Origin of the sequence: Bacillus sp. FSL E2-8900, assembly GCF_037966225.1 — a bacterium.
In the GTDB taxonomy this organism is placed as follows: Bacteria; Bacillota; Bacilli; order Bacillales; family Bacillaceae_G; genus Bacillus_A; species Bacillus_A cereus.
In genome coordinates this window covers 1,469,479-1,483,013 of the sequence record NZ_CP150193.1, presented here as the reverse complement: position 1 = coordinate 1,483,013, position 13,535 = coordinate 1,469,479, and the positions used below count along the sequence as shown (strand labels likewise).

The following is a 13,535-nucleotide window of genomic DNA, read 5'->3' as shown; positions in this document are numbered from 1 at the left end:
AGTAAGAAAAATAAAATTCCTCCTACCCACATTTTTTACGCCTGAAGTTTATAAGTACTTCAGGCGTATTTTTCTTCCATTTTTATTCATTTGGTGATTCTTCTAATTGTACTAACAATTCTTCTAATGGCCCTTCATAAAGAGGTACGTTAGGAATCGATTGTAGAAATCGTTTTCCATAGGAAGAACTCGTCAAACGACGATCTAACACTACTACCGTTCCTGTATCTGTATTCGTTCGAATTAAGCGGCCGAATCCTTGTTTGAAACGTAATATTGCTTGTGGAAGCGCTAATTTAGCAAATACATCTTCACCTTGATTTTTTAGCCACTCACCTTTCGCTTCCATCATCGGCTGATGAGGAGGTGTAAATGGTAGACGGACTATAACAAGACAACTTAAGGCATCTCCTGGAATATCTATTCCTTCCCAGAAACTGCTCGTCCCTAATAAAATTGATTTGTCGAATTCTTGAAACTTTCGAATTAAGCGGCTTCGACTTCTATTATTCACACTTTGGGTCAGTAATAAATACCCCTCTAATTCATCATTATTTTTTAAATTCGCATACGCTTCTTTTAACATTTCATACGAAGTGAATAAAACGAGCATTCTGCCTTTTGTGGCTTTTGCTATCTTTGCAATATGTTCCGATACAGATTCAATATATCGCTCATTACTTACTTGCTTAATAAAAGGTACATCCGTTGAAACCATTAATTTCATCTGTTCATCATAACGAAATGGTGACGGAACCTTTAAAGTATTTGGAGCGAAATCATGTAAACCAAGTTCCTCTTTTATATAATCAAACGTATCGTTAACTGTTAGTGTTGCGGATGTAAAAATAACACTCTTTTTTTCTGTTAAAAATTCATCAGCAAATCTTTCACCAATATGGACAGGCTGTGCGTATAGAACTGTTGAATGAATCGTCCCTTTCGTTTCAGTCTCCATCCAAGTTACATACGAATTCTTTTCTAATACGAGTAACTGTAATGATTCTGCCATCTTTCTCAGCAACTCAATTAAATGCATAAATTCACCTGTTACAACATGCATCTCCCATTCTAACTTACTTTGCAATATATCCACTTGCTTCTCAAGAGCAGTTACTACCCTTCTTAATTCATATATAAAACGATTTGTTAATTCGACGATACTATCCCACAACTTACCTTTTTCTAGTTCTGCGTTATACCTATAGATGAGCGGCATATTATTCGTTCCTTGCTCTTGCTTTGTTTGTTTAAATATAAAAGTACGTAACATTTGGAAGAGTTCATCCGCATCAAACTTAAGTTCCTTCAAACTATAACTTATCATACGGAAAGTTGAACGAGATGCTTGCTCTGATTTTTTCATCATTTTATATACTTTGGAGAGTACATCTTCTGTTTCTAGTGTCCCAAGACGAGATATAACCAATTGAAAATACATACAAGAGAACTGTTCACCCAATGTTCTACTCGCGGCTTCTTCAATATGGTGAGCTTCATCAAAAATAATATGTTCGCATGAAGCGAACAACGGTTCTTCACTTGAAAAATCTTGAAATAATAACGCATGATTTGTAATAACGATATCTGCAAATAAAGCTTTATTCTTCGCTCGCTGGTAAAAACAACGACTAAACCAATTACTTTGCATACCGCCTGGACTATACGCATCGCTACAAATACGATTCCAAAGTAACTTTCCGCCCTCAGGAATATTTAATTCGTCTCGATCACCTGTTTCAGTTTGCAATAGCCAAACTAAAATCTTCGCCTTTGTAAGTGCCATATCATAATTTTTTTCTTCCTCTTGCAAAGCATACTCAAATTTATGTAAGCATAAATAATGCTTTCTTCCTTTTAGAAGAGCTGCCTCAAATGAAAATGGCATTATTTTTTGTAATAACGGAATTTCTTTTTCTAATATTTGTTGTTGGAGTTGTACCGTTTGTGTACTTATAATGACAGGTTCTTCTTTTCTCTTTGCAAAATAAAGACTAGGAAGCAAATAAGCGAGAGTCTTTCCTGTTCCTGTACCGGCTTCAATTAGTGAAAAACGAGAATCTCTTAACGCCGTATATATCTCTTTCATCATCAGTTGTTGACTTTCTCTTCTTTCAAACTTTGGCATATGTGATTCCAATTTATCCATCGTTTTATTCAAGAAAGCATCAAACTTTGATGAACACGTTTCTCCAAGGTTTAAGGAATAGTTCCGCTTTTTCAGCGCAATATTTCGATGTATTTCATACTGCGCTATATCTTCTTTACCGTGCATTACTTTCTTTAAAATATTTTCAGAAAGCACATCAGCTATATCGCTTTGGAACACATCACTTAATTCATAAAGCGATTGCAACGTGACAAGTGGTAACTTTTCAATTTCATTTAAAAATTGTAAAAATAATTCCGCTGTTGCAAGAGCATCACTATCCGCACGATGTGGTTGATCGTGCTCTAGTTCATGCTTCTTAGCTAAATCACGTAATTTATAACTATCGGCTGTCGGCAAAAGAATTTGAGCCAATTCAACCGTGTCGATTTTCGGACAATGTATTTCTGTATATCCAGCTTGCCTTAATTCTTCATTTAAAAAATTCCAATCAAAGTGAACATTATGCGCAACGAAAGCCGCACCTTGTAATAGCTCAACAATCATCGGGGCTACATCTTGAAATAACGGGGCTTGTTTTACAAGACTTTCATCAATCCCTGTTAATTCTGTAATAAATGGTGGGATCTCTCTCTTTGGGTTAACAAAAGACGAAAAAATCTCCAATATCTCTCCATCTTCTACTACAACAGCTGCAATTTGGGTAATTTTATCCTTCCCATCTTTCCAGGAGTTCCCTGTCGTCTCTAAATCAACAACGACATAACGCTTACTCATATATGTAACACCTCAATTTCTTACCTTTCAAACAACAATAATTTATATAATGTTACTATACCACGTTTTATCTCATCTTAATGAAAAGATGCACAAAAAAGCTATCTCCGCAATGGAGATAGCATTTCTACTTATAATATCGTACCCGCTTTTTCAGCACCTAACATTTCAATAATTTGATTATTATCGTCTAGTACTGCAATTTTTGGTTCTTGTGTATGAATCTCTTCTTCCGTAACTAGCCTATAACAAATAATAATTACTTTGTCCCCTGGTTGTACAAGTCTTGCCGCAGCACCGTTTAAACAAACAACACCACTACCGCGTTCCCCTTTAATAACGTATGTCTCTAAGCGAGCACCATTATTATTATTTACAATTTGGACTTTTTCGTTTTCTACAATATTTACTGCATCCATTAAGTCTTCATCAATTGTAATACTACCTACATAATTTAAATTTGCCTCCGTTACAGTTGCACGATGTAACTTTGCTCTCATCATTGTGCGAAACATAGATGCTCCCCCTTATTTAACCGTTAATGTTATATTGTCAATTAATCTTACATTTTCAAACTTAACTGCAATAGCTAAAATGATTCTTCCTTCGACTTTCTCTACCATTGTTAATGACGGATATGCATATAAATCCGCATAATCTACAGTGCCTTTCGTATGCGTCTCAATATAATCTTTCACAAGATTTGTAATGATTTCCGGATTACGTTCACCTGCCTCAATTCTTTCTTTCGCTATACATAGGCTGCGGTATAAATGAAGAGCTTCTTCACGTTCATCTTGTGATAGATACACGTTACGAGAACTTTTCGCTAAACCATCTTCTTCCCTTACAATATCAACTGGTACGATTGTAACTGGAATATTGAAATCAGTTACAAATCCTTCAATTACTGCAACTTGTTGAGCATCTTTCATACCGAAATAAGCATGCGTTGGCACCGTAATATTAAATAGTTTCATCAGTACAGTTGCAACACCAGCGAAATGACCAGGTCTTTGTTGACCGCATAATACGTCCGTGCGCTTCACAACTTCTACTGTTGTTGTTTGTTCTGCTGGATACATTTCTTCTACACTCGGATAAAATAAATAATCTACACCGTTTTCTTTTGCTACATTTTCATCTCTATCAATATCACGAGGATATCGATCTAAATCTTCATTTGGGCCGAATTGTAGTGGGTTTACAAATACACTTAAAACTACAATTTCATTTTCTTCTCTTGCCTTACGTAATAAAGTAGCATGGCCTTCATGTAAATAACCCATTGTTGGAACAAAACCAATACTCTTTCCACTTGCACGAAGTTCGCTTGTAATTTGCTGCATCTCTTGCACTGTAATTACGATTTTCATTATTGTTTTCCTCCGTATAACGCTAAGCATTCTTCCTCTTTCATTGTGAACGAATGTTTTTCTTCAGGAAATTGCCTTGTCTTTACTTCAGTAACATATTGTGAAATCCCACGCACAATCTCCTCTTGAACAGACGTATATTGCTTCACAAATTTCGGAACACGATTTACGCCGTATGAGATAAGATCATGATAAACAAGTACTTGCCCATCTACTTTTTGTCCTGCACCAATCCCAATTGTTGGTATTGTTAGTTGCTCTGAAATAAGTTCTGCTAACTGCATTGGTACACATTCTAACACAAGCGCTATTGCACCAGCTTCTTCACATTTCTTTGCATCTTCTATTAATTTTTTTGCACTCTCCGCATCTTTTCCTTGCACTTTATATCCACCCAACACTCCTACAGATTGAGGGGTTAAACCTAAATGCGCTACAACAGGAATTCCTGCGTTCGTCAAATATTGAATCGTCGATATAACTTCTCCAGCACCTTCTACCTTCAGTGCGTGTGCCCCGCTCTCTTGAACGATGCGACGTGCATTCACCATCGTTTCTTGTAATGATACGTGATACGACATAAATGGCATATCAGTTACAATAAACGTCTCTTTCGCTCCACGGCGTACAGCTTTCGTATGATGAATCATATCCTCTACTGTTACAGGTACTGTTGAATCGTATCCGAGTACAACCATTCCAAGAGAATCTCCAACTAGAATCATATCAACTTCAGCTTCTTCTGCTAATTTAGCAGATGGATAATCATACGCCGTTAGCATTGTAATCGGCTCACCTTGCTCTTTCATCTTCAAAAAATCTGTTTTTGTTTTCAAAAACTACTCCTCCTTTATGCAGGAGAGAGGAGATGGCCGAAATCATATAAAAAACCCCTCTGGCCATAAAAGGGCAGAAGGGTTGTGTGTTAGTCGGCATTATTCATCCCTCTGTCCCAGTCCGTTATTGGATCAAGGCAGAATCCAAGTTATTATTTTTCGTATGACTTCGAATCATGGTGCAGTTCGCTCTGATACTGCCCACATTCGAACTAATTATAGCAAACTACAAAAAGGAATTACTACATTTTTTTGAAAAAATAATTTTTTATTCTTATTACGGTATATGAAATTTAACACGAGAGTATATATGCTATACAGTTTTTATGGAGAATTCAATCCTGAAAAGATACATGTTTTTTCAACGCATGTTAAAAAAGTCCAAGTTAATTTTTTCTGTAATCCATTTAACTGTATAGTATAACTCTTAAACTAATGATGCAGGTTAATTGAGGAAAGTACTTAACAAAGGAGAATTGCAGATGTCTATGAACAGGTGGTTATTTCGATTCAGCAGTTTGCTTGTAATGATTGTATGGTGGATGTCTTTAGGATCCTCCCATGTATTTGCCACAGTTACTGTCGTAACACCCCCCACCGATTTAACGAAAGTGATTGAGGTTGAACTAAATGATGATTACTTTAATCCAAATGTTATCACGATTCCGCTTGAAGGATCAACAACATTACTATTGAAAAATAAAGGTAAAAACGAGCACACCTTTACAGTGAAAAAACTCGGCATTGACGTCGTAATCGAGTCAGGAAAAGAAAAGAATATTACCGTGAAACCTAAAAATACTGGTACATATGAATTAATATGTCGATACCATCTTCTTAAAGGAATGGCAGGCAAAGTAATCGTCAAATAACATGCCCTGCCAACTCGACGGAAGATATTTTGAAATGAACTTTAAATATGAAAAAAATTTATTATCATGTTACAAATTCAACTCAAAACTATTGAAATAAAAAGAAGTTCCAAAAGAGGAACTTCTTTTACTTAATTTCAATATCTGCAGAATGAATATGATGTACTTTCCCCTCATGATCCTCCAGAAGTAATACACCATCCTCTGTGATTCCTTTTGCTAACCCCGTAATTGTCTCTCTCATCGTTCGAGCGGTAATTTCTTTCCCGATGCTCACAGCGTAACTTTCCCAAAGAATTTTAATGACAGAGAAACCATTTTGTAAATATTCTTCATATAATTTTTCTAGTTGTAAATAGATTTGTTGCATAAGTTCTGCACGAACAATCGGCTTACCTGATTCAATCGCTAATGAAGTAGCGATGTGCTGAATTTCTTCATCAAAATGTTCTTGCTTTTGATTCGCATTAATACCGATGCCCATAATGACAGCATTAATTTTATCAGGATCCGCTTGCATTTCTGTTAATATACCTACAGCCTTTTTACCTTGAATTAAAATATCATTTGGCCATTTTATTCCTACGTTTACACCTGTACATTTTTCAATTGCCTGTGCAACACTAACAGCCGCTAACAAAGTAAGTTGCGGTGCATGATGAACTGGGATTGATGGGCGTAAAATAATACTCATCCAAATCCCTGTTCCTTTTGGTGAATGCCATTTTCTGCTTAAACGACCTCTTCCCGCTGTTTGTTCTTCTGCTACAACGACAGTTCCTTCTTCTGCACCTTCATAAGCAAGTTTTGCTGCAATGTGCTGCGTTGATTCAACAGTTTCTTCAAAATACACTGTTCTACCAATCCGCTTCGTTTGTAGCCCTAACTGAATTTCATTAGCGGTCACTTTGTCTGGCTTACTTGCAATTCGGTAACCTAATCGACGCACAGCTTCAAGTTCATATCCCTCACTCCGCAGATCCTCCATATGTTTCCACACAGCAGTTCTTGAACAACCAAGTTTATCACTAATTGTTTGGCCGGATACAAACTCGCCATCCGCTTCAGAAAAAACTTGCAATAACTGCTTTCTTATAGTAGATTGCATCCTTGTAGCCACTCCCTTATACGCTCTTTCTCATTAACTACGTTTCCTTGTACGATTGCTTCTTCGATTTTCTGAAGCATCTCAGCAACCCACGGACCAGGCTTTTTGTTTGCCCAGTTTAATAAATCATTACCAGTCACATTCATTTCTTGACGCTCCTGGATTGGCAATGCATGAAACATTGATTGTACTCGTTCAACAGATGTAGGGTCATAGCGTTCAATCATCGCTTCATATACTCTCTCTGCCATTTCAGCGATATGAATTCCCGTTTTATAAAGAAGGACTGTATCCCAATCCTTCTCCTTTCTAGTACGGATTGTCAATAAAACTGCAACAATATCTTTTATTTTTTTATTCGAAAACTTCCATTGACGTAAAAAGACAGATGGATGTTCTTCTCCGATACAATATAAGAAAAATGCCCACGCCTCAATATCCGTTTCGAAAGAATCCCATTTATACTGCGTAGCTTTTAACAGTCTCTCTTCTGACATTTGTAAATATGGCAAATGAGAAAATAGCTTCGTCTCTACTAATTCTTTGAGACCTTTCACACAATATGTACCAGTTAACAGTTTCTCAAACTCTACTGTAATACGCTCAATTGCTATATGTTCTAGCAAATGCCCATACGTTTCAATCGCTTGCTTCGTTTTCATTTCTAATGAAAAACCTAACGTGCTTACAAACCGAATACCACGCATCATTCGCAGGGCATCTTCTTGAAAACGATCCGCAGCATTTCCAACTGTCACAATTTCTCTCTGTTGAATGGCTTCCTGTCCAGCAAATAAATCGACCATTTTGCCTTCTTCTGTCATAGCAATTGCATTCATCGTGAAATCACGACGTTTTAAATCCTCTTCTAATGAACGAACAAATTGAACACTACTAGGTCTTCGAAAATCTTCATATTCGCTTTCTGTTCGAAAAGTAGTTACCTCATAGGGCTCACCATTTTCTACAACAATTACAGTTCCATGCTCAAGACCAACAGGAACATTTCTTGGGAATATAGCCATCACTTCTTCTGGTAGAGCAGATGTCGCAATATCAATATCTCCAATCGGCCTATCGATAATAAGATCTCGTACGCTCCCACCAACAAAGTAAGCCTCATGTCCTTGTTGCTTTAATGTCTCAATAATAGAACTAGCTTTTTTAAATCTTTCCATTTTTGTCATCCCTTAGTACGTCATAGTAAATCGTTTCATATTGTGAAACAATCTTTTCTGAGCGAAATTGCTCATAAACACTTTCTCTTGCTCGTTCTCCCATATTACGGTGAAGTTCCTCGTCCTTTAATAGCTGAATAGCTTGATTTGCCACTCCTGTTGTATCGCCAACTTCACATAAATATCCTGTTTCCCCGTGTTGAATAACCTCTGGAATACCTCCAACCCGCGTTCCGATACAAGGTACACCACACGCCATTGCTTCTAATAAAACAAGACCAAAACTTTCCTTCTCTGATAGAAGCAACATTAAATCACTCATCGCAAGTAGTTCTGCAACATTATCTTGCTTCCCTAGGAATAAAACGCGATCTTCAATATGTAAATTCTTCACTATCTGTAAAATCGTACAGAATTCTGGTCCGTCTCCAACAAGAAGCAACTTCGCATCTACTTCTTTAACAATTTTAGCAAATGCCTGAACAACATCCTGCACACGTTTCACTTTACGGAAATTCGAAATATGAATAAGTACTTTTTCACTCTCACTTATACCATATTCTTTCTTTAATTGAGACATATTACGCTTGAAATATACACGTTCGTCTATAAAGTTATATACCGTTTGAATTTCTTTACTTGGTTTTACAAGCTCATGTGTTTCGTTAATTAATGAATGCGAGACAGCAGTAACAACATCCGATTGCTCAATACCAAAACGTATTAAATTATTTAACGAAGGGTCGGAACCTAACACAGTAATATCTGTTCCATGTAAGGTTGTAACAATTTTAATACGCTCTCCGATCATTTGTTTTGCTAAATATGCACAAATTGCATGTGGTATTGCGTAATGCACATGTAAAATGTCTAAGTTTTCTCTTTGTGCAACCTCGGCCATTTTACTTGCTAACGCTAAATCGTATGGTGGATATTGAAATACAGAGTATTGATTTACCGTCACTTCATGAAAATAAATGTTTGGATATACTTTATTTAACCGGAATGGTAAACCCGATGTAATAAAGTGAATTTCATGCCCACGTTCCGCCAATTGCTTTCCTAATTCTGTTCCAACAACTCCAGAACCACCTACAGAAGGATAACATGTAATACCTATTTTTAATTTCATTTACATCCCCCTAATAAATCAGCATGTAATAAAACCGGTTTCTTACTCATAAATCCCTCGGCATACAAGACTCCAACTTCTTTTCCAAACATCTTCTCACGAGCGATCACAGTTTCAACGTAACCTTCTGTTAACGGTGTCTTAACACCATCACTCCCTGTTGAAAACTGACTTTCATACGCTTCTAATGCTTCCACCTTTATAGAGAGGTACTCACTTATATCTATACAAAAATTCGGTTTATGAAAACCATTAATCATATAATTATAAAAAGACTCCACACGATGTGGTGAAAGTTCCGGCATATATTTACGGATTCCTGCTGAAAAAATAGCCTCTTCCACAAGCTTTGCACAATTTGCATGATCTGGATGGCGATCTTCATAGTACGGCGCAAAAACTAGTTTTGGTTTATATGTACGGATCACCTTGACAATTTCACGTATATACTCTTCTTTCATATACAAACCACGGTCTGGCATCGCTAAATTCAGCCTCGTTTTTACTCCCATTATACGAGCTGCGACCTTCGCTTCTTCTTTTCTCAACTCTATCGTTCCATTTGAAGAAAGATCAGCTTCTGTTAAATCACAAATACCTACTTCATACCCTTGCTTTGTATATTTAGCGATGGTACCAGCCATGCCGATTTCAACATCATCGGCATGAGCACCAAACGCTAATATATGTAATCCACTCATAATTGTTCCCCTCATTTTCTTAACTTACGATAATCTAAATCTCCTCGCTCTAATGCGTGCATTAACATTTCAGCACTTGCCATATTCGTTGCAAGTGGAATCGCATATACATCACATAAACGAAGTAATGCATTCACATCCGGTTCATGCGGCTGTGCTGTTAATGGATCGCGGAAGAAAATCACCATATCTAAATCGTTCTTTGCAATCATTGCACCAATTTCTTGATCTCCACCAAGAGGGCCAGATTGATATCTTGTTACAACTAATCCAGTCGCTTCCATAATACGAAGCCCTGTCGTTCCTGTTGCAAATAATTCATGTTGTTCAAAAATTGGTTTATATGCGTATGCAAACGAAACCATATCATTTTTCTTTTTGTCATGTGCGATTAAGGCAATTTTCATCCGTTGTCTCCCCTTTAGTCGATAATATTTTCTAAACCGTACACAAGATGATCAAGGTTCATTACTGTTTCAATTGATAGTTTTACACCTGACATAAATGATGCACGATTGAATGAATCATGACGAACTGTTAACATTTGTCCATCTCCACCAAACATTACTTCTTGGTGTGCAATAAGCCCTGGCAAACGTACACTATGAATGTGAATACCGTCTACATTTGCACCTCTTGCACCTGCTAGTTGCTCTACTTCATTTGGATGACCTTGCTGCTTTGATTCACGATTTTGACGAATTAACTCTACCGTTTTTACAGCTGTACCAGATGGTGCGTCTAATTTTTGATCATGATGTAATTCAATTACCTCAACATCTTGGAAATATTTCGCTGCCATTTGTGAGAATTTCATCATAAGAACTGCACCAATTGCAAAGTTTGGAGCAATAATTGTTCCTACTGCTTTTTCTTTTGCATTCTCTGTTAAACGTGTCAATTCTTCTTCTGTAAATCCAGTTGTACCAATAACCGAACGAAGTCCACGCTCAACTGCAAGTGTAACGTGTTGTTTCCCCACTTCTGGTGTTGTTAAATCTAACAACACATCTGCTTCTACTTCATCTAAACAAGTATGTAAATCAGCGTAAATCGGCGCATGTAATGCTGGCATGCCAGGTAAATCAGAAATCTTCTCACCACCATGCTTATAATCCACTGCTGCTACTAAATTAAAATGTTCCGTTCTTTCCATAAGAAGGACTGATTCATGTCCCATACGTCCTCTTGGTCCGGCGATAATTACTTTAATTTCTTTCATTATTCTTTCTCTCCCTCATCAATACGTGTCCAGCGATCTTTATCACGTGTATTAAATTTATTCATTACAATGTTATGTGCTGTCTCTAAATCAATATTTAAACTATTTGCCATACAAATCATAACAAATAATACATCTCCAAGCTCTTCTTCAATACTTCTTTCTTTTTCAGTTGTTTTCTTCGGTTTCTCACCATAATAATGATTTACCTCTCTTGCAAGCTCTCCCATTTCTTCCGTTAAACGAGCCATCATTGCAAGCGGACTGAAATAACCTTCTTTAAACTGACCAATATATGCATCTACTTCTTTCTGCATATCTTTCATCGTTTTTGCTTCCATACTATTCACCTCTAATCCTTCCTCTTTCATGTTAGCCAATTCATCGCGATTTGACAAATATTATTCCCCGCCAAGCACCTATTTGCGACCCATTTTTGGATAGACTATAATAAAGTGAAACTTTCTTTTGCGATTTTCACAAAAAATCAGCCCGCATCAATCAGGTTCTTACTATTTTCACTAGCAACTAGAAATTACTTATTATTATGTTTTACTGTTTCAGCGGAGCAATGCAATCATTACATAATTAGGGGGATTTCTATATGACATCAAAATTGAAGATGCGAAATATTATTTTTATTTTAATCGGTTCCGCTATATTTTCTTTCGGTATTGTCAATATCAATATTGAAAACCACCTTGCAGAGGGTGGGTTTACTGGTATTACACTATTATTGTATTTTTTATTTAAGTTTGATCCTTCCTACTCAAACTTAATTTTAAATATCCCTATATTTTTTATTGGTTGGAGGTTACTTGGCAGAACGACATTTTTATATACATTAATTGGCACCTTTAGCGTATCTTTATTTCTATGGATTTTCCAGCGTTACGAAGTACTCAACTTACATTTAAACTTGCAAAATGATATGACACTCGCAGCTTTATTCGCCGGGGCATTTATCGGTATCGGCCTTGGAATAATATTCAAATATGGCGGGACTACTGGCGGTGTAGATATTATCGCACGACTAGCTCACAAATATGTTGGCTGGAGTATGGGGAAAACAATGTTTATGTTTGATGCTGTCGTTATCGTAGTCTCTATTCTTACCTATTTATCATACCGCGAGGGCATGTATACGCTAGTTGCTGTTTTTATCGGTGCTAAAGTCATTGATTTTATGCAAGAAGGAGCTTATGCTGCCAAAGGAGCGACTATTATCTCAGAGAAAAACGATGAAATTGCTGCCAAAATTTTATCTGAAATGGAGCGCGGAGCAACCTTTTTAAAAGCTGTTGGATCGTATACAAAAGTGGAACGTAACGTATTGTATTGCGTTGTTGCTAAAAATGAAATCGTGAAATTAAAGAATATCATTACTTCTGTAGATCCTCATGCTTTTGTCGCTGTAAGTGATGTACATGATGTAGTTGGTGAAGGATTTACGTTAGATGAAAATAAAAACCCTTTACATAATTAAATGTAACTAGAAAAGCGCCTTAGCTTTTCTAGTTTTTTATTACAAGTCTTTTAAGCTTCTCAAAATCCTCATGAATAAGCTCCAATAAACTCCGATTATAAAAAATGGAAGCTGGATGAAAAGTCGGAAAAACATGATATTCTTTCTCTGACCATGTAAACTCTGCACTTTGCATATCCTTTAATTTTTGAATGGGCTGTTTTAATAATTGCCCGTGTACATCTGTGATTTTTTTATTTTTTCCTGTTAAACGTTGAAGACCGATATTTCCAAGCGTGACGATAAGCTTCGGATGTATTTTCTCTAATTCATAATCTAACAAAGGCGCATGGGCAACTATTTCTCCCTGATTTGGCGTTCTATTATACTTTTTTTGTATGATTTCACCATTTCGTTCTTTTTTCTCTCGCCATTTATAAGGTCTACTTCGAACAGCGCTCGTAATATATACTTCTTCCCTTGTAACATCAATACGCTCTAAAAAATCCATTAATTGTTTTCCCGCCCTCCCGCTAAACGGAATCCCATTATGAATTTCTGTTTCACCAGGCGCTTCTCCTAACAACATAAATTTGGGATTTTCAGGACCTTGTCCACTTAAAAAACCTTCTAGTTGATAAGGAGCACTGCGCTCTTGCACTTGTTTTACTAAATGGTCTGGATATTTCATTTCCCCCCCACCGCCTTTCCGCATTACTTCTATTATTTCTATTTGCAATACATTATATAATTCAATC

The 13,535-nt window shown here is 36.6% G+C and carries 14 protein-coding genes; 2 read left to right on the top strand and 12 right to left on the bottom strand.

All coding sequences use genetic code 11. The annotated features are described in order from the left end of the window. Positions 1 to 82: 82 nt before the first annotated feature. The 4 genes from dinG to panB all read right to left on the bottom strand — a co-directional run bounded on the left by dinG (position 83) and on the right by panB (position 5,099). The gene (dinG, locus tag NST90_RS07720) at positions 83 to 2,887 is read right to left on the bottom strand and encodes an ATP-dependent DNA helicase DinG (protein ID WP_048558859.1); all 2,805 of its coding nucleotides are present in this window, start codon (positions 2,885 to 2,887) and stop codon (positions 83 to 85) included. A gap of 131 nt (positions 2,888 to 3,018) precedes the next feature. Beyond that, positions 3,019 to 3,402 carry an aspartate 1-decarboxylase gene (gene panD, locus NST90_RS07715; RefSeq protein ID WP_048534453.1) on the bottom strand — a complete coding sequence of 128 codons (384 nt, stop codon included), beginning with the start codon at positions 3,400 to 3,402 and terminating at the stop codon, positions 3,019 to 3,021. Positions 3,403 to 3,414: 12 nt separating this feature from the next. Next, complete coding sequence (panC, locus tag NST90_RS07710) at positions 3,415 to 4,263, bottom strand: pantoate--beta-alanine ligase (protein WP_048534455.1); 849 nt, start codon at positions 4,261 to 4,263, stop codon at positions 3,415 to 3,417. Further along, positions 4,263 to 5,099 carry a 3-methyl-2-oxobutanoate hydroxymethyltransferase gene (gene panB / locus NST90_RS07705; RefSeq protein WP_000851108.1) on the bottom strand — a complete coding sequence of 279 codons (837 nt, stop codon included), beginning with the start codon at positions 5,097 to 5,099 and terminating at the stop codon, positions 4,263 to 4,265. Before panB ends, panC begins: the two co-directional genes overlap by 1 nt. Positions 5,100 to 5,581: 482 nt before the next feature. Here panB and NST90_RS07700 point away from each other — a divergent pair, with 482 nt between their 5' ends. Further along, positions 5,582 to 5,971: a cupredoxin domain-containing protein gene (locus NST90_RS07700; protein WP_046392517.1), complete on the top strand. Its 390-nt coding sequence runs from the start codon at positions 5,582 to 5,584 to the stop codon at positions 5,969 to 5,971. Between the two features lie 127 nt (positions 5,972 to 6,098). Here the strand turns inward: NST90_RS07700 and NST90_RS07695 are convergent, their stop codons facing one another. Genes NST90_RS07695 through NST90_RS07665 form a run of 7 tightly spaced genes read right to left on the bottom strand, consistent with a single transcriptional unit; the run spans position 6,099 to position 11,653 of the window. Continuing rightward, positions 6,099 to 7,079 carry a biotin--[acetyl-CoA-carboxylase] ligase gene (locus NST90_RS07695; protein WP_001192063.1) on the bottom strand — a complete coding sequence of 327 codons (981 nt, stop codon included), beginning with the start codon at positions 7,077 to 7,079 and terminating at the stop codon, positions 6,099 to 6,101. Next, positions 7,064 to 8,257, bottom strand: a complete 1,194-nt coding sequence (locus tag NST90_RS07690; protein WP_000439321.1) for a CCA tRNA nucleotidyltransferase — start codon at positions 8,255 to 8,257, stop codon at positions 7,064 to 7,066. Before NST90_RS07690 ends, NST90_RS07695 begins: the two co-directional genes overlap by 16 nt. Beyond that, on the bottom strand, positions 8,244 to 9,389 hold the full coding sequence (gene bshA, locus NST90_RS07685; RefSeq protein WP_000768305.1) for an N-acetyl-alpha-D-glucosaminyl L-malate synthase BshA: 1,146 nt from the start codon (positions 9,387 to 9,389) through the stop codon (positions 8,244 to 8,246). The genes NST90_RS07690 and bshA overlap by 14 nt, the downstream gene beginning before the upstream one ends. Next, a complete protein-coding gene (gene bshB1 / locus NST90_RS07680; protein ID WP_000015673.1) occupies positions 9,386 to 10,090 on the bottom strand; it encodes a bacillithiol biosynthesis deacetylase BshB1 in 705 nt (234 codons plus the stop codon). The genes bshA and bshB1 overlap by 4 nt, the downstream gene beginning before the upstream one ends. An 11-nt stretch (positions 10,091 to 10,101) precedes the next feature. Then, positions 10,102 to 10,497 carry a methylglyoxal synthase gene (gene mgsA, locus NST90_RS07675; protein WP_000684765.1) on the bottom strand — a complete coding sequence of 132 codons (396 nt, stop codon included), beginning with the start codon at positions 10,495 to 10,497 and terminating at the stop codon, positions 10,102 to 10,104. 14 nt (positions 10,498 to 10,511) lie between these two features. Next, a complete protein-coding gene (gene dapB, locus NST90_RS07670; protein ID WP_046392516.1) occupies positions 10,512 to 11,312 on the bottom strand; it encodes a dihydrodipicolinate reductase in 801 nt (266 codons plus the stop codon). Continuing rightward, positions 11,312 to 11,653, bottom strand: coding sequence for a nucleotide pyrophosphohydrolase (locus tag NST90_RS07665; protein ID WP_002108639.1), 342 nt, complete (start codon positions 11,651 to 11,653; stop codon positions 11,312 to 11,314). Before NST90_RS07665 ends, dapB begins: the two co-directional genes overlap by 1 nt. Positions 11,654 to 11,916: 263 nt before the next feature. Here NST90_RS07665 and NST90_RS07660 point away from each other — a divergent pair, with 263 nt between their 5' ends. Beyond that, positions 11,917 to 12,798, top strand: a complete 882-nt coding sequence (locus NST90_RS07660) for a YitT family protein (RefSeq protein ID WP_000202121.1) — start codon at positions 11,917 to 11,919, stop codon at positions 12,796 to 12,798. 28 nt (positions 12,799 to 12,826) lie between these two features. On the opposite strand, the gene NST90_RS07655 is transcribed toward NST90_RS07660, so the two are convergent. Further along, positions 12,827 to 13,468, bottom strand: a complete 642-nt coding sequence (locus NST90_RS07655; RefSeq protein WP_000876871.1) for a uracil-DNA glycosylase — start codon at positions 13,466 to 13,468, stop codon at positions 12,827 to 12,829. Positions 13,469 to 13,535 lie beyond the last annotated feature (67 nt).